This window comes from Bradyrhizobium australafricanum (genome assembly GCF_020329495.1).
GTDB classification, from domain to species: Bacteria; Pseudomonadota; Alphaproteobacteria; order Rhizobiales; family Xanthobacteraceae; genus Bradyrhizobium; species Bradyrhizobium australafricanum.
This window is the reverse complement of record NZ_JAGKJL010000021.1, coordinates 63993-84231: the sequence shown is the minus strand read 5'-3', so window position 1 is coordinate 84231 and position 20239 is coordinate 63993. Positions and strand designations below refer to the sequence as shown.

At 59.6% G+C, this 20239-nt stretch carries 14 protein-coding genes and 4 pseudogenes; 4 read left to right on the top strand and 14 right to left on the bottom strand.

The window, feature by feature from the left end:
* Positions 1–114: 114 nt before the first annotated feature.
* The 7 genes from J6525_RS20175 to fdh3B all read right to left on the bottom strand — a co-directional run bounded on the left by J6525_RS20175 (position 115) and on the right by fdh3B (position 5968).
* Entirely contained in the window at positions 115–795 is a 681-nt protein-coding gene (locus J6525_RS20175; protein WP_225645993.1) for a DNA polymerase ligase N-terminal domain-containing protein, read from the bottom strand.
* The gene (gene ligD, locus J6525_RS20170; protein ID WP_225645992.1) at positions 795–1712 is read right to left on the bottom strand and encodes a non-homologous end-joining DNA ligase; all 918 of its coding nucleotides are present in this window, start codon (positions 1710–1712) and stop codon (positions 795–797) included. Before ligD (J6525_RS20170) ends, J6525_RS20175 begins: the two co-directional genes overlap by 1 nt.
* Before the next feature lie 180 nt (positions 1713–1892).
* Positions 1893–3413 carry a CYTH and CHAD domain-containing protein gene (locus J6525_RS20165; RefSeq protein WP_225646040.1) on the bottom strand — a complete coding sequence of 507 codons (1521 nt, stop codon included), beginning with the start codon at positions 3411–3413 and terminating at the stop codon, positions 1893–1895.
* Positions 3414–3506: 93 nt separating this feature from the next.
* Positions 3507–3632 carry a hypothetical protein gene (locus J6525_RS46950; RefSeq protein ID WP_283090002.1) on the bottom strand — a complete coding sequence of 42 codons (126 nt, stop codon included), beginning with the start codon at positions 3630–3632 and terminating at the stop codon, positions 3507–3509.
* A gap of 55 nt (positions 3633–3687) precedes the next feature.
* Positions 3688–4194, bottom strand: a complete 507-nt coding sequence (locus tag J6525_RS20160; protein WP_225645991.1) for a DUF3305 domain-containing protein — start codon at positions 4192–4194, stop codon at positions 3688–3690.
* 105 nt (positions 4195–4299) lie between these two features.
* A complete protein-coding gene (locus J6525_RS20155; RefSeq protein ID WP_225645990.1) occupies positions 4300–5388 on the bottom strand; it encodes a formate dehydrogenase subunit gamma in 1089 nt (362 codons plus the stop codon).
* Complete coding sequence (gene fdh3B / locus J6525_RS20150) at positions 5366–5968, bottom strand: formate dehydrogenase FDH3 subunit beta (RefSeq protein WP_225645989.1); 603 nt, start codon at positions 5966–5968, stop codon at positions 5366–5368. The genes J6525_RS20155 and fdh3B overlap by 23 nt, the downstream gene beginning before the upstream one ends.
* A 596-nt stretch (positions 5969–6564) precedes the next feature.
* Here fdh3B and hpnN point away from each other — a divergent pair.
* Both hpnN and J6525_RS20140 read left to right on the top strand, forming a co-directional pair.
* On the top strand, positions 6565–9189 hold the full coding sequence (hpnN, locus tag J6525_RS20145) for a hopanoid transporter HpnN (RefSeq protein WP_225645988.1): 2625 nt from the start codon (positions 6565–6567) through the stop codon (positions 9187–9189).
* A 130-nt stretch (positions 9190–9319) separates the two neighbouring features.
* Positions 9320–9916 carry a hypothetical protein gene (locus tag J6525_RS20140; protein WP_225645987.1) on the top strand — a complete coding sequence of 199 codons (597 nt, stop codon included), beginning with the start codon at positions 9320–9322 and terminating at the stop codon, positions 9914–9916.
* A gap of 19 nt (positions 9917–9935) precedes the next feature.
* Here the strand turns inward: J6525_RS20140 and J6525_RS20135 are convergent, their stop codons facing one another.
* The 6 genes and pseudogenes from J6525_RS20135 to J6525_RS20110 all read right to left on the bottom strand — a co-directional run bounded on the left by J6525_RS20135 (position 9936) and on the right by J6525_RS20110 (position 16485).
* Positions 9936–12296 carry an efflux RND transporter permease subunit gene (locus J6525_RS20135; RefSeq protein ID WP_225645986.1) on the bottom strand — a complete coding sequence of 787 codons (2361 nt, stop codon included), beginning with the start codon at positions 12294–12296 and terminating at the stop codon, positions 9936–9938.
* A 276-nt stretch (positions 12297–12572) separates the two neighbouring features.
* A complete protein-coding gene (locus J6525_RS20130) occupies positions 12573–13250 on the bottom strand; it encodes a dienelactone hydrolase family protein (RefSeq protein ID WP_225645985.1) in 678 nt (225 codons plus the stop codon).
* A gap of 35 nt (positions 13251–13285) precedes the next feature.
* Positions 13286–15289, bottom strand: a complete 2004-nt coding sequence (locus J6525_RS20125) for an erythromycin esterase family protein (RefSeq protein WP_225645984.1) — start codon at positions 15287–15289, stop codon at positions 13286–13288.
* Positions 15290–15460: 171 nt separating this feature from the next.
* Positions 15461–15853, bottom strand: a pseudogene (locus tag J6525_RS20120) (TCP-1/cpn60 chaperonin family protein); the annotation flags it as partial.
* Positions 15854–15943: 90 nt separating this feature from the next.
* Positions 15944–16219: pseudogene (locus J6525_RS20115) on the bottom strand (co-chaperone GroES); the annotation flags it as partial.
* A gap of 119 nt (positions 16220–16338) precedes the next feature.
* Positions 16339–16485 carry a hypothetical protein gene (locus tag J6525_RS20110; RefSeq protein WP_225645983.1) on the bottom strand — a complete coding sequence of 49 codons (147 nt, stop codon included), beginning with the start codon at positions 16483–16485 and terminating at the stop codon, positions 16339–16341.
* Positions 16486–16610: 125 nt separating this feature from the next.
* On the opposite strand from J6525_RS20110, the gene J6525_RS20105 reads away from it, so the two are divergent.
* On the top strand, positions 16611–16751 hold the full coding sequence (locus J6525_RS20105; RefSeq protein WP_225645982.1) for a hypothetical protein: 141 nt from the start codon (positions 16611–16613) through the stop codon (positions 16749–16751).
* A gap of 1003 nt (positions 16752–17754) precedes the next feature.
* Positions 17755–18654, top strand: a pseudogene (ligD, locus tag J6525_RS20100) (non-homologous end-joining DNA ligase); the annotation flags it as partial.
* A 616-nt stretch (positions 18655–19270) separates the two neighbouring features.
* Here the strand turns inward: ligD (J6525_RS20100) and J6525_RS20095 are convergent.
* A pseudogene (locus tag J6525_RS20095) lies at positions 19271–19855 on the bottom strand (transposase).
* Positions 19856–20239 lie beyond the last annotated feature (384 nt).

Sequence of the window (20239 nt, the reverse complement as noted above, 5' to 3'; positions counted from 1 at the left end):
CAGAGGCCAAGTCGCGAAGGAACTCTGTGAGGGATGAGGCTGCCAGTCCCTGCCATGCTAACGAATTGACCCACGCGGCAGATGCCGCTCTCCGATCGGCAGCCGCGGCTGCATTCAGACACGCTGCCGGCCAGGTCGAGGCTTTGCTGGTTTTCTCTCCCTGATCTCCTTCATGCGGCGGCCGGTAAGAACAGAGCGATCGAAACGTGCGCTCTCGATGTCCCACGACGGATCAGCGTACTCGTCGCGACTTTTGACGAGCAACCAATAGTCTCTTCGGCCAGAATTCGTGGATCGATGTTTGGTTTGGATTAACGTGAAACCGCCGCGCAGTTTTTCTCCCTGCAGCACAATTTGAACTTTGCCGCGAGCCAGTTGCTCCTCTGGCGGCTGATTTTCCGGTGGCTCATACGTTCCCAAGTCCCAGACCATCACGATCCCTGCTCCGTACTGGCCGGGCGGGATCACGCCTTCGAACTTCGCATATTCGAGCGGATGGTCCTCCGTCCTTACGGCCAAGCGCTTGTCTGCAGGGTTCATTGAAGGGCCTTTTGGCACTGCCCAGGATGCCAAAACCCCATTTACGGCGAGCCGGAAATCATAGTGAAGCCGGCTGGCAGCGTGTTTTTGAACCACAAAGGCACGCGTGCGACCGCGTCGCCGCACTCGCCCGACCGGTTCGGGCGTTTCCGTAAAGGCTCTTTTGCCTCGATATGCTGCGAGCGACACCTGTTGTCCTTTAGACCGATTTAGAGTTCCGCCGGCGGGATTTGGCGATGTCGCCTCATTGCACATCAGCCCTCACGCACGACATCCTCCGGCCGCTTGTCATCCCGCAAGCCGAGAAATCGAGGGTGTCTTAACTTACCTCCTACCGTCCACTCGGTGAATCCGATCTGCGCGACGAGCTCCGGCTTCACCCAGTGCACGCCGCGCCGCGGCAACCCATCCTCGGCAAAGGGGGAAATCGGCGTCTCCAGCCGAGCGAGCATTTTGCCAAGACGCCGCAGCAGATCGTCGGCGAACCCCGTCCCTACCTTCCCGGCATACACGAGCTTTCCTCCGCGGTAGTAACCCAGCAGCAACGCTCCGAATCCGCCGCGGCTACCTCGTGGATCGGTGTAACCGCCAATGACGAACTCCTGTTCTCGCTTGCACTTGAATTTGAGCCAATCGCGCGTTCGCTTGGACACGTACACACTGTCCGCGTCCTTTGCGATGATACCTTCCCCTCCCGTCCGACACGCCTGTCGGTAGTAATCCTCGCCTTCAGTCGTGCGATGTTCCGTGAACCGCAAGGCGTCATGGAAGTCAAAGGCCTGGCGAAGTACCTGCTTTCGGTGCCGGAGCGGAACCCGCCGGATGTCGTACCGGTCCAGGTAGAGCAGGTCGAACATATAGAACCATACCGGCACCTTGCGAACCAGTTCAGTCGGCGGACGCACCACCTGCATGCGAGCTTGCAGCTTTGCGAAGCTAGTGATCTGGCCGTCGAACGCGACAATCTCACCATCCGCAATAAAGGACGTGGCTTCCTGCTGATGCATCGCCTGAACCACCTCGGGATATTTTGCATTCAGTCGAATTCGATTCCGCGAAAAGAGAGCGAGATCGCGACCTCGGCGAAAGGCGAGGCAGCGCTCCCCATCCCATTTCGGCTCAAATATCCATCCCTGTCGCGAGAAGACTTCATTCGTAAGCGTCGCCAACATGGGCGCAACCCATTCTGGCTGCGCGCGCTTTCGAAGCCGGGCCCTGGCGTCAGTGGGTAGTCGGTCGAGCAGATCGCAGCCGAACATGGGCGCTCACCTACCAACCGGAACGCGAGCGAAAGCCCCAGCGTTAGTACCACTCTGACCTCGAAAGAAGTTGCTCGACACCATCGTTTTGCCTCACCAGAACGGCTCCAACCGTCTAAAGCGACGAATACGCTTTCTGGTTTTCGGATGTCGTTCAGCCAGAACCCGCTCATGCCAACCTAGCACGATCCCTCCCGCACGATTAATCGCGCGAACATCCCGGTTCGTTGCGTTACCTATCTGATCAACGAGATCGTGGGCGACGCGCACGTCATTTGTATAGCCGAGATCGTCCTGCAAAGACTTCAAATATCCGACGAACGTTCGAATTCTGGCCCTGCTAAACAGGCTTCCCAGAAATTCGACGATGTAGTGCAAATGCTTCAGCGCGATACGCAGCCTGTGCCGCTGAGCTGCCGTCAACTCTTCGAACTTCTTGCTACGTTTGCAAGCCTTGCGGTGATGCCGATCGATCAGGTCGGGAGCGACATCGACGATAGGCGCTAAAAGAACGACCGCATGTTCTGATATTTCCTGATCACGCCACCCACGGGCCGCAAACCATCGCAACAGCCGCAACATCGACGTAGCGTATCTTTCGGACATGATCGCCTGTTTAACATGCTCAAGCGCCGCATCTCGCTGGCGCTCCGTGGCATCGATGAGATGTTCGAAGTCTGAGCTGGCAGGCAATGCATGGGTGACCGCGCCGATCAGGGAGGCGGCAAAACTGTCCAGATTGCGCACCGGTGCAAGAGAGTGAGCGAGCCATCTCAATTCCTCCGAGGCCCAGTGGTAATGCTTCTCCTGCAGGAGCCGCTTCAAGGCCAAAAGCGCGGAGCGAAGACGGCGAACGGCGACCCGCATCTGGTGGATGCCTTCCGGATCACCCGTGAGAACGGCCTGTTCGTTGCTAAGAACGTGGGTGAGGCAGTGTCGCCCGATGCGTTGTAGCGCGGCCTCGACGCTCATGGCAGGATCGAGCGTGATAGGTCCCACATGGACTGCCTGCGGTATCAACCTATCGGCTCCAAGCAGTCGATAACCTCGCTCGGCCTTGCTGCAAGGCTCGATGCGGATTGGCTCAGTTTCGAGCAGTTGCAACGCTACATCGAAGATCACTCGTGGATCGCCCTCCTTGAGCTCAAGTTCGATTTCGCTGACCGGCGCGCCTGCACCGCGGGTGCAAGTGCGGATCTCTCCCTCGTCAATGGCCGCCTCGATCCGCGCGGATGGGTCCCGAGTAATTTCGATCGTTGTTCGCGTGACTATCGTCATGAAGACGGGACGCAACTCCTCATCGCGGACCAGGTCGCGCAGCCACCTTCCAGTCATCGGCGCATCGAGAATCGGCCATTTGCTCCGGATATGGTCCTCCCACTCGCCCCTCTCCAAAGTATCCAACCGAGCTGGATCTTCGACCTTGACGGTCTGGACGAACTCCGAGCCCTGCTTGCGTACCCGAAGCGATAACCGCTCGCGGTGGAGCGCAAGCGTAGGTGTGTCGTAGTACGTACTGACTAGCGTCGACCGGGCCTCCGATTTTGCGGACGGCATCGCCAGGAGCATGCTCTTCAGCTTTTCGAACTTCTCCGGCGGTGCGGCGAATTTCAGTTCGAACTCGGTTGAAATGGGACTTCTCCTTGCACGCAGTTAGGAATCATGCGCACTTTTGATCGGGGCGGCCAAGGGGCCGAAGAACCCGCGCTAAATTCTCACGCCCGGTTCCGTCAGTGCTGCCGCTGAAGATTTTTGCACAAAATTGTCGAGAACAGCAGCCGCCCCCGCAGCAATGATGCCGACGACAAAGCATGCGACGATGAACGCGCGCATTGTATTTCTCCTGTTTCCGGTTACATCGAACGCAAGATGACACTATCCCGTTCCGTTATCGCTCGCGCTCTTGTCTTACTTTCCGATGCGAGGACGTCTGTTGGTCACGTTGGCGCTTGACGAAAGGACGATCGACATGATGCTCGGCGATGAACTGGGCGACAATCTTCACGACGTCCGGCGGCATTGGCACGGCTTCCACATGGTTGGTTTCCGCGTTGGTGAACCCTTCTCCCTCGGCTGGATCGGCCGTTACGGCGAGGATTTCATACGGCCCTCGCTCCGAGGCAACTGGACGCAAGGCCGTCCATAACGCCGGTGTTCCCGACGCGAGGTTGTCGTGATAGTTGGCAGTCTCGGTTCGGTGCAGTTCGATCACGGCTTGACCTACAAAAAACAAGGTCGTGTCCTCTCGCGTGTCAACTGGTGTCCAAGGAGCGGCCGTTGGTGTTCCGGCAAGCACTGAAACCGGTCCCCACAGAAAGTCAGCCCAGACGCTTCTCGCCTTGCGCCGTTCAACCAAGACGCCGACCGGAATCACCGCAAGAGCTGTTGATCTCAATGAAACGCCTCCTTTCGGGCCGCCGGCAATTGCTCCTTATGCAGACTGACGATGAGCCAGATGCGGCGCGCCGGCTGGGATCGAAGCGCGCCGTCCCGCCAACGCTCATTCCGCCACAGTCGCCGAAGGCGGCCTCAACCGAACTTCATTTGCCAGTTGTTGAGCGATCCAATGATCGTGGTGTTCTTTAGCCCAGTTGAGATCGACCTCGCCGGTACCCATGGCCTCGAATGCACCCTCCATTCCGATCGTACCGATATAGATGTGGGCCAAGATCAGGGCGACGAACAGAACGGCCACCACAGTATGAACGATCTGCGCGAGTTGCATCCCGGCGATGCTCATACCATAAAAAGGAAACAGCATCAGGAACCCCGATACGGAGACCGCAGCGCCAGCCGCCACTGAAAGCCAATAGACAAGCTTCTCGCCAAAGTTAAAGCGTCCGGCCGGGGCATGTTTGTTCTTGATGAAACCCCCGCCCTGCTTGATCCAGTCGAGGTCAATTTTTTGGAAAAGGTTGTCCCTGAAGAAGATCACGACAATGAGGACGAGGCCGATCGCAAACGAGAAACCTGTGAAGTTGTGCACGTACTTTGCCGCCTGCGAGACGAGCGTGAACGCGTCCGGGCCGATCACCGGCAACAGCAACACTTTGCCGAAGGTAACGTTAAGGCCGGTTAAGGCAAGAACGACGAACGACACCGCCGTCAGCCAATGTGCAAATCTCTCATACGCCTTGAAGCGGAAGATTTTCTTTCCCGACCGCCCCTCGGCAATCCGGATCGGCCCCACAATCAAGTACGCCAATCCGAGGATCGCGATGGTGCCGAGGATTATGACTGCGCTGGCCCGATGCAGCAGCACCTCATGGACATACTGCCACGTTCGTCCAGCCGGTTCGATCAAAACACCGGCCTTGGGGTCGGGAATATCTACCCGACCTTCGACACGGGGGGCCTGACTCAGAAGCGTCTGCTCATCGATGACGCTGGCTGTTGGGTTAGGGGCGCCATCCGGGCCGCGTTTTTGCGCTTGGGTCGGAACCGCCGCGGCAATCGAAAGGAGGGCGACTGCGACGACAAGAAGGCGAACACGCACGCGAAACGCCATGACGACCAGCCTCTCCGCATTTCCACCTTGCACTTCACTGCCCACTCCGCGTTGCGGTTCAAACTCGAACTGCCTCGCCATAAGCAGTCATCCAACCCCATGAGCCAGAACCGTAGCCCCGCTTGAATACTCGTTCCTTGTAGATCTGAGCAATGACTTCGCCGTCGCCGGCCAGCAACGACTTGGTCGAGCACATCTCGGCACACATCGGTAACTTACCCTCCCCGAACCGGTTCGATCCGTATTTTGCGAATTCCTCGGCACTGCCCGGCGCTTCGGGTCCGCCGCCGCCGGCGCAGTAGGTGCATTTATCCATCTTGCCGCGCGAGCCGAAATTGCCGACCTGCGGATATTGCGGCGCGCCGAATGGGCACGCATAGAAGCAGTAGCCGCAGCCGATGCACAGATCCTTCGAATGAAGCACGACGCCGTCTTCGGTCGGATAGATGCAGCTGACCGGACAGACGGCCGCGCAGGGCGCATCGGTGCAATGCATGCAGGCCATCGACACCGAGCGCTCGCCGGGCTTGCCATCGTTGATCGTGACGACCCGCCGGCGGTTGATCCCCCAAGGCACCTCGTTCTCATTTTTGCATGCGGTGACGCAGGCGTTGCAGTCGATGCATCGATCCGCGTCACAAAGGAATTTCATGCGCACCATCGCTTTCTTCCTTTCATTCCCCCCGGATCTGGCCGTGGCTCGCCTTCGGCTCCTGCGTGACAGTCGCTGGATCTTAGCCGCATGTCGCACGTGCTCATGCTCTTGCCGACCACCGGGATATTTGACAGCCTTGGCGGTCGCCGGCTCCCCTACCACGGGCAACCGGCGGCAGCTCCCGTACCGCCAATCGCAAAGCGAAGCAGGTCGCGCTGGTCCACCTTCGTCGCAACATAAGTACGCTATCCATAGATTCGACCGCTAAAGCTGACTGGGTTTCGGCTTTCCGCCTTGAGTAACGCATTGGCAACGGGATTGAAAATGACGGACGTCAACTACGAACGATCAAACAGATCCCGACGACGAGAGCCGTTGCATAGAATGTGGCGGCGACCTAGATGGCAGCGGCGACGATTAGCAAGGCGCGTCCTGCACTGATGGACATTTGACGTTTGTCAACGACATTTCCGTCGGGCAATACCATGATGCTAAGAACTCGATCGCGGTACGTGGATGCGAACGCTCGCAAATTGCGATCCTTGATCGATTCTAGGTTCATCTCGATCCTGGCGTAGCAAATCGAGAGCTGGTGCCCGGCTATGATTCATTCTGTGATCGTGCGAATTGTCGATTTCTGCGCTCGCAATCGGTGGACGATCGTTATTGCCGGCGCGCTGCTGATGCTTGGAGCCTCGGCCTTTGATGCCGCCCGATTCTCGATCAATACTAACATAGAGGGTTTGATTTCCCAGGATCTGCCATGGCGTCAGCGCGAGCTGGAATTGTCCAAGGCTTTTCCGAGGAAAGGCATTCTGGTTGTCGTGAAAGCGATGACGCCTGAAAACGCCGAACGGGCGACTGGCACGCTGGCGCAGGCCCTCTCGAAAAACTCTGATCTGTTTCCCACCGTGGAATTACTCGACAGCGGGGATTTTTTCGAACGCAATGGATTATTGTTCGAGTCTCCGGCGGACGTCAACAGGACCGCGGAGGGATTGACGAGAGCCAAGCCGCTCATTGCGGCGCTCGCAAGCGATCCGAGTCTGCGCGGCGTGATGACGGCGCTCTCGTTTGCGGCCGAGGGCATACGGGCAGGCCAAATCACGCTGGATCAGCTTGCGTGGCCTCTGTCATTGGCAAATCGAACACTCAACCAGGTTCTGTCCGGGAAACCGGCCACATTTTCCTGGCAGGAACTATTGGAAAATCAGCTGCCGCCGGCAAGGCGGCTGCGACACCTTATTGGAGTTCAACCCACGCTCGATTTTGCCGCGCTTCAGCCTGGTCACAAGGCGGAAGACGGAATACGGCAAGCAGCCTCGGATCTGGACCTGCAAAACAAATTCGGCGCGACGGTTGATCTAACCGGTGAGGTGCCGATGAATGATGATCAATTCTCGGTCATCAGATACAGTGCTGTGCGTGACACGCTGACGGCGGTGTTCGGCGTTCTGATCATTCTCTGGCTGGGTCTTCGTTCCTGGAAAATCATTGCTGCGGTCTTCTTCAGCCTGATTGCCGGGCTTGCGGCGACGGCCGCTCTCGGCCTCGTTCTGGTCACCTCTTTCAATTTGCTCTCGATCGCATTGTTCGTGCTGTTTGTCGGCCTCGGAGTAGATTTCGCCATCCAATTTAGCGTGCGCTATCGCGCCGAACGGCACGAGCACCCTGACTTGTACGACGCTCTGCGATCGGCTGCCCGCAAGGCGGGCGATCAGCTCTCATTGGCTACCGCGGCCACCGCCATCGGATTTTTCGCATTTCTGCCCACCAGCTATCGCGGCCTGTCGGAGTTAGGCCTGATCGCCGGTTGCGGCATGCTGGTCGCATTCGCCTGCAGCATCACATTGGTACCGGCGAGCCTAGCGCTGCTCAAACCTCCAGGCGAGCCGGCGCCGGTTGGCTTTCGAAGCCTCGCACCGCTCGACAATTTCCTTCAACGGCATCGCATTGCGGTAATCGTTGGCACGTTTCTCGTCGTTCTCGCCGGTATACCGCTGTTGCTCCATTTGGAGTTCAACTTCAATCCAGTCGATCTGCAAAATCCGAATTCTCCTTCCGTGGTGACCTATCGTGAATTGCAGACCGAGCCGGAAGCCAGCGGCAACGATGCTCAGGTATTGGCGCCGTCACTCGAAAGGGCGGATGAAGCGGCCAAACGTCTAGCTGCACTTTCCGAAGTCTCACGAACATTGACGCTGAGCAGTCTGATCCCAGCCGATCAAGACAAAAAAATTGCCGCGTTGAAGGCCGCCTGGAAACAGATTGGCCCAGCCCTCAATTCTCCGATGCAGCGGCCTGGCCCGAGCGATCGGGAGAATATTGCTGCGATTCAAAAGGCAGCCGAAGTTCTTGGCCTGGCCGCAGGAAGCGGAAACGACTCCGGCGCCGAGGCCGCACGGCATGTTTCGGATTTGCTGAGGCGCCTCGCGAGCGCAGATGCCGATATTCGGGCCAAGGCCGACGCCGCGGTCGTGCAGCCGCTCATTTACGATCTCGACCTTCTACGCAAGTCTCTTGTTCCGGAAGTGGTGACCATCAAGACGATGCCGCCAGATCTCCTACGCAATTGGCTAACGTCCGATGGTAGAGCCCGCGTTCAAGCACTGCCAGCGGGCGATCCGAACGATACCAACGTGCTGCGAAATTTCGCGACCGCAGTACTTCGTATCGAACCGTCGGCGGCGGGGGGTGCGATCAGCCTCTATGAAGCTGCGAGGACAGTCATGTCAGCTTTTGTCGAAGCAGGTGTTCTGGCAATCAGTTCGATCGCCATTCTGCTTCTTATAGCGCTGCGGCGCTTGACCGATATGCTGCTGACACTCATCCCCCTCCTCCTCGCCGGTGTCCTTACGCTCGAGGCTTGCGTGCTGATTGGCGTCTCGCTCAATTTCGCAAATATCATCGCACTTCCGCTGCTGCTCGGCGTCGGCGTCGCATTCAAGATCTACTACGTCATGGCGTGGCGCGCCGGAAGAATCGGTCTGCTACAATCGACGCTGACCAGGGCGGTACTATTCAGCGCCATGACCACCGCGATTGCGTTCGGGAGTATGTGGGCGTCGAGCTATCCCGGCATGTCGAGCATGGGCAAGCTGATGGCCTTGTCACTGCTGTGCACGATGTGGGCGGCCGTGTTCTTCCAGCCGGTTCTGATGGGGCCGCCGCGGCAAGTGAAGGTATATTCTGATCAGGACGCAAATTGGCGCCAAGCCGCGGAATAGGCGTCAGTGCCAGTGCCACCGCAAGACTTCCGACGCAAAGTCGACGACGCGCTCGGAAAGGCGCCGAAGTCCTTTCTGCGGTTCGAGTCCCATTCTGAAGTTCGTCGGCGCGGCGGAAGAAATGTGACGATTGGCACGGCATTCCGGTCAATGGAGTTTTGACGGCCGTTCAAAGACAATTCCACTGGTGATCCCCATCATGGGATTATCCATCCTGAATGATGATGATATGTTAACCAGGACAACTCTCATGACAACGACACTGGCCATATTCGTGGCCGCCCTCCTGCATTCCTCGGTACCAAGTGATGCCCTACAAAGCCCCTTCTCAGGCTTGAGCGGGAGTTGGTCGGGCGGCGGCTTCATCAAACTGGCTAGCGGCCAACGTGAACGCCTACGCTGCCGGGCGACCTCTTCCGTCACCGAAAGCGGTACACGACTGCAGCAACGTTTGCGCTGCGCAAGCGACAGCTACCGATTTGATGTCGATAGCAACATTGTTTCAGAAGGCGGGGCACTGCATGGAACCTGGACCGAAACCAGCCGCCACGCCTCCGGTGGTGTTTCCGGCCGCGCGAGTGGTGGCGAGATCGAGGCCAGAATTGACGGTGCCGGATTTTCAGCCCGTTTGACCCTGAATACGCGAGGTGACCGGCAATCCGTGGTGATTGAGTCGCCGGGTCACGATATCACTGAAGTCTCTGTCGCGCTCGCCAGAACAAGGTGAGGGGAACTCGATCTCCCCACTATCGGTAAAACGGCTTGCCGCCCACCCGCTGTGCAAGTCTGCCCAAAAACGTCACCGTCGGCCGCAGGATCAAGAGGTCTGCGGTCAACGCCGCGAGCATGGCAAACGCGCTCAACCAACCGAACAGGCGGAGCGACGGCAGACCGGAGAAGACGGTTACAATCAGGCCGCACGCAAGCACGATGGACGTCAGAATTAAAGGCGGACCAACCAGGACGGTCGCCCGCTCAACGGCAACGGCCGGATCCTCGTACGGTCGTTCCTCGTGCCGTAGCCGATTCAAAAAGTGAATGGTAGCGCTCAGGCCCAATCCAAAAGATACCGTCAGCGCCACGACGCTCGCGAACTGCAGGCCTTCTCCCAGAATCCATAACACGAATCCAGAGAGCACGATCGGGAATATTCCGGGCAGGATGCTCGCCAGCATGACGACGAACGAGCGGAACGCGAGACCGATGAAGGCGGCGACAAACAGAAACTCAAGCGTCAGACCTCTGTTCAACTTGTTGATCATGAGGGCGCTGTTCCGGGCGGCAATAGCCGACAGGCCCGTCACGGCTACTTTGTAGCTCGGATGTTTTGCGCGGACAGCATCCAGCGCTTTGTCGAGGCCTTCGATGACGGGCAGAAGCTGACTGGAATCGACGTCCGGAACGCGGCCGGAAACCAGAACGGCGTCCTGTTCCGCAGAAATGAAGCGACGCGTCAGATATTCGGGCAGGATATCGACATACTGCTTCAGCGTCGCCACGTCGGACTTGCCCATCTTCTCCGCAAGCCAGCGCCGCAGTGTCTCCAGCGACCATACATTGGCGATGCCAGGCTGCTTGTCGAGGGTCGCATGCACCTCCGCTATCACGGCAAGCGTTTCCGGATCATAAAGTGATTTGCCGTCAGGAACCTTGATCAGGATATCGATCGGATTGGCACCATTGAGCTTGGCATCGAGACGATGGCTCGCGGCAACGGCCTGTTCCCTGTCGGGCACCTGATCGGCCAATCGATAGCGAGGTTGAAGATTGGCGTAGACTAGCCCAAGGCCGCCGACAACCAGGACGCCGAGCAGGCTGTACAGCCCCGGCCGGCTCACCATCCGGGCAGCAACCCAGAAACAGAAACGCCGCAACACGTCTAAAGCGGAGTCCGCGCCTCTGACTTCCACAACAAACATCGCTTCGTTCCGGATCAGCAGAACACCGAGAAGCGGCACCAACATCAGAACCGCGAACATGGCAATTAGAGTTGCGACCAGGCCGGCCTCGCCGAACGTCCGGATCAGATCGGATTCTGAAAATTGCAACGCAATAAACGAAAGACCAGCGGTCACATGCGTCAATACGCATGCCGGCCCGACCACAAGCATGGCGTTGCGAAATGCTTCAAACCTCCCCTCGCCCTGTAGCAGCCGGTCGCGGCCTGCGAACGTCAATTGCATGCTGTCCGAAAAGCTGATCACCATGATCAGCGGCGTCATGACGTTGAGAAACATGTTGAGGCGAAAATCAAGCCAGCCAAGAGCGCCGAGAGCCAGCACGATGGCGATCAAGGGTGGGCCGGCGGCGATGATCATGAATGACAACCGGCGGAAGAACAGGATCGCGATCAAAGCTCCAGCTGCGAATCCGAATGCATTATAGAGCAGCCGATCGCGCTCCACGGCATTGCGGATCTCGAGTTGCATGACCGGTACTCCGGACAGGCGAGCGGTAAGTCTGCTGCCGGCCAGGTCATTATCGATTGTTCTCTGAATTTCGCCGATGACCTCGCGCAAACGGCTGCTCGCAACGACATCCGGGTCCAGTGCGAGCACAATGAGGGTCAATTGTCCATCTTCGGACAGCAATTTACCGCGAATGATCTCGTTGTTCAGTACGCGCTGGACTAGCCGGTCATATTCGGCGCCGGCAGGGAGTTGATCCGGAAACAGCGGCGCGGGCAAGTCGGTGCCCTTTGGCGGCTCGCGCGCCGAAAACAACGAGATAATGCCTCTTGTGCCTTCGATCAGTTGCAGGTCGGTGACTAGATCCCGCAGCTTTTCGACCGAATCGCGCACAAGCAGATCTTTGCCCTCGACCACGATGAGAACGTCGAATTCGTTCGACGGGAAGCGCCGCGTCACTTCTTCGAACGTCCTGAACTCGGGTGTCTCGGACCGGAACAGCTGGCTAAGGGAGTCATCGACCTTGATACGCGCTATCCCGAATGCTCCCACTATCAACAGCACGACGGTGGCAAGCCAAACGAGCCATGGAAAACGTAGCGAGACCAGACCGATGCGCTCGAGACCGTATGCGATGCTCCGCGAGGCGCCTATTGGACGCGAGTTGGGCTCTGGCTCTGTATATCGCGACGTATCCATGTTCCGTGGCCTGCGCGATGAGCATCCACGCGGCCAGCCGGACTTTGCCGCGAGCTTTCGGGTACGTCTCAAGTCTACGACCGTGCCTGGGCCGCGACTATGACGGGCATCAAATCCGTGCTGCCAAGCGATCGATTTCGATTTTGGTTCATACCTGCTCGCCTGTCCGGACTTTGGCTTGGGGCCCTCAGCGCGATCAAACCCCACTGCCGGAGGAGGACAGTCAACGATCCTGCGACGGAGTTCGTCGGGTGCGGCCTACCCGGTCGCAGTGGCTTAAGCGGCGACGACGAGGTAGCGCTTGAACCAATCGCGCGCTAAGCTCGCCACTTCATCCAGCGCTCCAGGTTCTTCAAACAAATGCGTTGCTTGCGTTACGATCGCCAATTGCTTTTCGCAGCGCAGCTGCGCGAGAGCAGCCCGATTTAACTCAAGGACTTGCTTGTCGTCTTCTCCAACGATCAATAGCGTTGGAGCCCGAACGCGCGTCAAGGCAGCACCGGCCAGATCCGGTCGGCCTCCGCGCGAAACAACTGCCCCTACTGGATCGGCGCGGATCGCTGCGGCCGCCAGCGCGGCTGCGGCCCCGGTGCTGGCGCCGAAATAGCCTATCGGAAAGTTCTTGGTATCGGGGAATTGGATGAGCCAGTCGGTTATATCGACGAGCCTTTCGGCCAACAGGTCGATGTCGAAGCGCAAGTGCGTCGTGCGCGAATCGACCACTTCCTCGTGCACCGTTAACAGGTCGATCAGCAAGGTTGCCAGTTTCGCCTCGTTGAGCACACGGGCCACATACCGGTTGCGGGGGCTGTGGCGGCTACTGCCGCTCCCGTGAGCGAAAAGCACCACCGCACGTGCGTCCTCCGGCATAGTCAGATTGCCGTTAAGCGTCACGGAACCAGCAGGGACGCTGATCAATTGCCCCTCAATCATTTGAGCTGCGGAACTGTTCATGGCATGCTTCCTTTTCGCTTGCTATGGCCCGAAGTTCATACCGCGAACGGGAATGTTTCCGGAAGTTCGCCGGCTTCCCACGCCTCGGTGGTTTCGAGCGGCTTGACCGCACATGTCTCATCGAAATGCAGGACTGCATCAAATTGGTCCGGCAGTCGCGCCTGGAAATAGTGACTCTGCCGCTCGGTTTCGGGGCGGTAGATCACGCCGATCGCGCGCTCGAGCCGAGGCGCGCCCAATTGCCGCACCACCACATCGCTGTCGTCCATGATCAGAAGGAATCGGTCGTGCCCTGCAGCATGGAACAGCGCCTCGTAGCTGCCGCCGAGCGCCGGCCGGACGCGCTTGCGGTCGGCCGCGCCGCCCCAATCGGAAGCGGCCGTTACCGTGCCACGATGCGTGGTAAAGCCGATCAGAACCGCATCGTCGGCGTATTTATCGCGTGTGAGCTGGCCGACATTCAGTTCGCCGCGCCGGCCCATTTCCGTCGCGCGAGCGTCGCCGAGATGCGAATTGTGCTCCCAGACGGCGATTTTGGCGCGACCGGATTTTCGATCAAGGTAGCTGACCAGTGCCTCAAGCGTCTCAGCCATATGTCGGTCGCGCAAATTCCATGATGACACCGCCTCGAGGAACACCGAGCGGTAATAGGCCTCGGCGTTCTTCACCAGGCGAGCATTCTGTTCGGCATAGAAGAGATCATCATCCAAGGCGCCGCCACGGCGCGTACGATCGGCCGCCCGGCGCTGCAACTCGAGCAACTGGTTGACAACCTCCTCCTCGCACGATTTGGAAAGATTCAGGCGCGTCATCAGGCCGTAGGCCTGTGTATCCTCGCCGACATGATCGAAGCAGGCGTAACGTTCACGCGCCTGGATCGCCGCCCCGGGATCGACCTTCTCCAGATAACGGAGCACGGCTTTCATCGATGCGTGCAGGCTGTAGAGATCGAGCCCGTAGAAACCGACCTTTCCGACACCCGGAGGAAGTCCATCATTGTGTGCCCGAAGCCACTCAATGAACTCGACCACCACCGCGTTACGCCACATCCAGGTCGGGAAACGACGAAAATCGGCGAGCGCATCTACCGCATCGACATCGTCGCCAGCGCCGCGCACATAGCGATTGAGACGATAGGCGTCAGGCCAATCTGCCTCCACCGCGACCGCCGTGAACTTCTTCTCGATGATGAGTCGCTTCGTGATTTCGGCCCGCTCGCGATAGAACTCGTGGGTACCGTGGGACGCTTCACCAAGCAGAGCGAAGCGCGCTTCACCGATCCGCCCGATCAACGGATCATAGTCGCGCACGGATCCGACCAGGGGATACGCAGTCTCGCGCAAGTCATTGACGAGCACATCATCTGCTGCGCGAAAACGTGCGACTTCAGCGTTGGACTTGCTTTGGCTCGCCAACAGCTCGCGCACCTCATCGTCCGTAGTCTGTGAAAACTCCTGATACCAACGACCCACCGCCTGGAATGGCTCCGGCGTAATTGCGCAAATGACCTCGTCGGCCCTTTTCTTCATTTCCTCACAGGCGTCGCGCGATGCCGTCGGAACCGCGACGACAATGCGCGCAGGCCCCTGCTGTCGTAACCCTTCGATCGCGGCGTACATGGTGGCACCTGTCGCTAACCCGTCGTCAACCAGGATCACCGTGCGGCCGCGCACGTCGGGCTGCGGACGGCTGCCACGGTAAAGCCGCTCGCGCCGTGCCAGCTCCAGGCGCTCGCGTGCCGCAACCGCATCAATGATAGGCGTGGGAATGCCCAGGGCTTCGACGATCTCGTTGTTGAGCACGCGCACGCCACCTGTCGCGACCGCGCCCATCGCCAACTCCTCATGGCCGGGGACGCCGAGCTTGCGGACCACAAACACGTCCAGAGGTGCGTTGAGCGCGCGGGCTACCTCATAGGCGACGGGCACGCCGCCGCGCGGCAGCGCCAAAACGAGCACGTCCGGGCGACGGGAGTAGCCTCCAAGCTTCTCGGCGAGTCGTCTGCCCGCGTCTCGACGATCGAGAAACAGTCCTGGCATCATATCTCCTCCCTTGCCTGCGCAGCCGTTCGGCGCAGGCTTTTCGAATGAAGCTCGCCGCGCGGGCCGTCGGCTGCCAGTCGCTTCAAGGCAGAGGCCAGCGGCGGCGCAATGGAGACCGTTCGCAGTTCAGGCCAGTTCTCCTCGTGCACGTCCACCGAATCCGTCACCAATGTCCGCCACCACCGCGATGACGGCGAGTTCGATACCGTTCTTGATGTCCATCGGGTTCATGCCGGCGGCGACTGCCTTGGCGCCCTCGCGGACGATCGCCTGCCCGAGCAGCGTCGCCGTAGTCGTGCCGTCGCCGGCGAACTCGCTCGTCTTCAGCGCGACCTGCTTGAGCAGCTGGGCGCCGACGTTCTCGAACTTGTCGGCGAGCTCGATCTCGCGCGCGACCGTGACGCCGTCCTTGCTGATACGGGGCGGCCCGAACGACTTGTCGAGCACGCCGTTGCGGCCCTTGGGCCCGAGCGTGACCTTCACCGCATCGGCCAGAATGTCGACGCCGCGCAGCAGCTTCTCGCGCGCCTCGCCGCTGAACCGGACTTCCTTGGCAGCCATTGGCTTACTCCTTGAAGACGAAATCGATGCCGTCGACGCCTGCGCGCTACCCGCCTTGGCGTGCGCGCGAGTCTTTCCTTCGATCACGCCGAGGATGTCGGCCTCCTTGAGGATGAGCCGGTCCTCACCGTCGATGATCACATCGGTGCCAGCCCATTTGCCGAACAGGACGCGATCGCCGACCTTGACGTCGAGCGGAACGATCCGGCCGTTCTCGTCGCGCGCGCCGGCTCCGACCGCCAGCACCTCGCCTTCGACTGGCTTCTCCTTTGCGGTATCGGGGATGATGATGCCGCCGGGCGTCTTCTCCTCGGCCTCGATGCGTCGCACCAGGACGCGATCGTGCAGCGGTCTGAATCCTTTCATGATCGAAGTCTCCTGGTCGCCGTCATTGGCGGTCAGCATGCGCCGACGCGCACGCCCGGTCATTGACGGTCATCAAGCAACACGCAATCAAGGAACCGCTGCGAGGACGCCTGCAGAGCCTAGACGGCAACGTGCCGGTCGATCGTCGCCGCGAAGGCGTTGCGTTCCAGTTCGTCGCGCAGGCTCACTCTCATGGACGGCGCCGTGAGCGGCTGCAGTCCCTGTCCCGGCACCGTCTCCGGACGGCTGCGACAGATCAGCATCATGCCGCGCCTGCCGCTGTACATGGACTGTCACGACTTCCAGCTCATGCGTCGCCTCGGCGCCGAACATGACGCGATCTTCGCGCAACCGCGTGCCGGCGCGGATCGGGCCGGCGGTGAGCACTTCGATGCTTCTGATCGAGCGCGATGTCGGGCCAATCGGCGACGTTCGCAACGATCGCAAATGCCGTGGCGGGTGTTGCAGCGATGAGCTTCGCAACCTTGATCTGAATGGAACTGTCTCCTCGATCGGCTTCGGCGAGAAATGATTATGCGCATCGCGCCGCCGGTTCCATGACGACCGTCAAGGGCCAAAGGACCGATTCTCGGCCGCAATGATGGAATGGTCGCCGCTTCCATCGCCGCTTGCCGGCGATTCATTGACAACGCCGAAAGGCCGACTGCGTTTGTCGAACCTCGACCAAGCTAACCAGTCTGATGAAAGCGCTTCGGCAGAGCGCTGCGGCGACCGGAGTGGTTCTCGCAACCAACGTCGTCGGCACACCTCCACGGATCACCGGCGAACGCTCCCGAAGCGTTCAATCGCGACGAACCGACGAGTCAATGAAGCATAGGAGCCTCAATAGCGAGAAAATCGGATCTTTGAGTAATTGTGCGCCTTGAAGCGGCGCATAAGATGGGTGCGCGCAATGGCCACCGCAACGCAAAGGCAAGCAGGCAGGCAAAAGCAAATTGCTCAAGGTGCAGCGGTCGCCTTCGCGGAACCGGACTTGGGCGGCGCGGCCGCGCCAAACCGGGCACACGCGGCGGCGGACAATTCTTCCAACTTCAGGTGGCGCCGGCACGCCAGTTCGTCGCGTTCCGGTATCATGATGTCGGCACGAAAGGGGGGTCGAGCGCATCGCCGGTCAACGACAGGATGGCACGTGGGAAACGGCGAGCGGCTCATCAGCAAAGCTATGGCACATGTCGAGCGCGCTCGGTACGCGGCGTCGAGCGCGATGGTCCCACACCGACTGCCTGCGGCATTGCTTGAAGACTGCATGGAGCAACTCAGTCGACGAACTTAAGGCTGAGGTGCATGGAGAAAACATCGGCCGACGGCCTGATCCAACTTTTTTTCCACAATTCTGGTATCCAGGAGCCATTGCAAACATGGGACGACGTAAGCAATCTCGGCAGAACAAGCTGGCCAGCGAGGTCAAGGCGGAAGAGCCGGTAACTTACAAAGTTGTCAATCCGGTCGCACGCGCAACTGCGACATCGCGGCAACCGACTGGGGTGCAGCCCGCAGGGGCGGAGCGCACATCCACCGAGGTCATGGGCGTTGTCATTTCAAAGCCCGACAAGGAGTTGTGGCCGGACGGCGGCGACGGGAGGCCAGTGACGAAGCTCGACCTCGCCCGATATTTTGAGGCGGTCGGCGAATGGCTGATTCCCCACATCAAGGGCCGACCCTGTTCGATCATCCGCGGTCCCGACGGCATCCACGGCGAACGTTTCTTCCAGCGTCATGCCATGCAGGGAACACCGAAATATCTCAAGCTCGCAAAAGTCTCCGGCGGCCGCAAACCATATTTGCAGATTGATCGCGTCGAAGGGCTTGCCATGGTCGCGCAGATCGGTGGCCTCGAACTGCATCCATGGAATTGCGCGCCATATGCCTATGACACGCCGGGCCGGCTCGTGTTCGACCTTGATCCGGCGCCCGACGTCGATTTCACCGAAGTGGTCACTGCGGCCAAGGAGATGCGACAGCGCTTGGCCGATGTCGGCATGGAAAGCTTTTGCAAGACCACTGGCGGCAAGGGTCTGCATGTGGTCGTGCCGCTGCTCTATCGTGCAAGAGACAAGCTGAGCTGGAAGGAAGCCAAAGGCTTCGCGCAAGGCATTTGCCAGTGGATGGCCAGGGATGCGCCCGACCAGTATCTGCTCTACATATCGAAGCGGCTGCGCAAGGGGAAGATCTTCCTCGACTATCTGCGCAACGATCGCACGTCGACGGCAGTCGCACCCCTATCGCCGCGGGCGCGTGACGGAGCCACCGTTTCGATGCCGCTGACCTGGGCGCAGGTGAAAAGTGATCTCGATCCGGAGCGCTACACCGTGCGCACTGCGCCAGCGTTGCTCGCCAGAGGCACGGCATGGCAGGGTTATGACGAGGCCGCGTCGTCGATCAAGTCGGCGATCAAGAAATTGGCCGGCAAATAGCAAGGTTGATGGCCTTGCGCGCGCCTGTCATCCTTCCCGAGTGCGGAGGATCTAGGGTAAGAACTCATTAGTTTTTCCGCTCCGACAATACGATACTGATTCTCTGCCAGCTTTTCACGGATTCGTTTTCGGCAGTATGGGCATCGCTGAGCTGACGGTCGAAGGATCAAGTCGACGATGGTGTGGCGTACCGCCGGTAAGCTTGGCTGCGGCGGCGGTCCGTTGATTCTTTTTTTCCGCCCCGCCTGACGAGGCTTGGGTGTTGCAGGGAGGCGTAGGCGATCATGGTCATCAGCGCGTGACGATGCAGGCCTTGCCAGGACCGCCCCTCGAAGTGATCAAGCCCGAGTTCCTCTTCCAACTGCTGATGCGCCTGCTCGCAAATCTATCGTGCCTTGATGGCGGCGGCTAATGTGCGCAGATCTGTCGCGGCGGGCAGATTGGCGATAGTATTTCTTTTCCCCTGACGTCCTGTGTTCGCCGGTCAGCCAAGCCTCCTCGGCGGGAAGATGTTGCTGGCCCTTATCCTTGATCCGCTGGGGAGATCCATCGGCGATCCGCACCCGAACCGCGGCAAACCGGGTTTTCAATCGGCCTTTTGTCCCCGTTCGCCAACTCACATTTTTCCACTTGGTGTCGGCCAGCATGTCTTCGGCCGGGCGCGACAGGATGTCCGGAATGGACCGCTTGGGGGACGCCCGCGCATTGCAACCGGCCAGATAAGCTTGACGCCGACCGGGTATACCTTGAGGTGACGCGGGATGCCAACGGCCCACGCCAGCCCGCGTGCCGTGAGTCCTTGTCGAAACGGCGCACTCAGGCCGTATCCCGCGTCCGCCAGCACACAACCGAAGCGTACGCGGGCTGCTATCGCGCGATCAATCTTCGCCAAAGCGATCCCTGGCTTGGACCGTGGCGATCGGTAGTTGACCGTACGCCGGCGCGCTTCAACCGTACCGCATCGCTGGTCCAGCTCTCGGGTAGTAAGAGACGCAATGCGATCATCACCGGCACTTCACCACGCGAGCGTCAGCGACACCAATGTTTGGCAATTCGCCCCTTTTGCCAAGCCCGAGGCATATTGAGCCGCAACACCGACTGAGTGTTCGTCCTTCTTCGGCTCCCCAGTGTCGTCGATAACCAGCACCGCATCACCGCCGCCGACAAGCCGGTCGGCGTCTTTGAGCAGCTCTGTCTCCACCGGTGTCGCATCCCAGACGTGCCATCGGCGACGAAATGGTGCAGCCGATCGTAATCGCCCGGCCGCCGTCGATCTTGTGAAGCTTGGCCGTTAAGCGTGGAATCCACAAGCCAACGAATTGCAATGGGACGACAGGATCAGAGCAATGTGGGGTCTGCCTGCTGGCGCGCCGATCGACCAGGAGGTGTGGCGCCCCGGCGCACATCCGGATGATCTCGTCCGCACGGGTTGTTCCAACATTAAATTACTGAGAGCGGCCACCGCCCGCATAAACGGGGAGGTAGCGGCTCATCGTCCGGTCTCGACCGGGCGCGCCCATGCGGCGACTGCTCGCACATTGCCGCGACAAGCGCTGTTGGAACAACGGAGCTGGGCCAGCAATTA

Coding starts and splice junctions, on each gene's coding strand:
- J6525_RS20175 (WP_225645993.1), bottom strand. CDS start 795: ATGTGCAATGAGGCGACATCGCCAAATCCCGCCGGCGGAACTCTAAAT.
- ligD (WP_225645992.1), bottom strand. CDS start 1,712: ATGTTGGCGACGCTTACGAATGAAGTCTTCTCGCGACAGGGATGGATA.
- J6525_RS46950 (WP_283090002.1), bottom strand. CDS start 3,632: ATGCGCGCGTTCATCGTCGCATGCTTTGTCGTCGGCATCATTGCTGCG.
- J6525_RS20155 (WP_225645990.1), bottom strand. CDS start 5,388: ATGGCGAGGCAGTTCGAGTTTGAACCGCAACGCGGAGTGGGCAGTGAA.
- fdh3B (WP_225645989.1), bottom strand. CDS start 5,968: ATGGTGCGCATGAAATTCCTTTGTGACGCGGATCGATGCATCGACTGC.
- hpnN (WP_225645988.1), top strand. CDS start 6,565: ATGATTCATTCTGTGATCGTGCGAATTGTCGATTTCTGCGCTCGCAAT.
- J6525_RS20135 (WP_225645986.1), bottom strand. CDS start 12,296: ATGGATACGTCGCGATATACAGAGCCAGAGCCCAACTCGCGTCCAATA.
- J6525_RS20130 (WP_225645985.1), bottom strand. CDS start 13,250: ATGAACAGTTCCGCAGCTCAAATGATTGAGGGGCAATTGATCAGCGTC.
- J6525_RS20125 (WP_225645984.1), bottom strand. CDS start 15,289: ATGCCAGGACTGTTTCTCGATCGTCGAGACGCGGGCAGACGACTCGCC.
- J6525_RS20110 (WP_225645983.1), bottom strand. CDS start 16,485: ATGATGCTGATCTGTCGCAGCCGTCCGGAGACGGTGCCGGGACAGGGA.
- J6525_RS20105 (WP_225645982.1), top strand. CDS start 16,611: ATGCTTCTGATCGAGCGCGATGTCGGGCCAATCGGCGACGTTCGCAAC.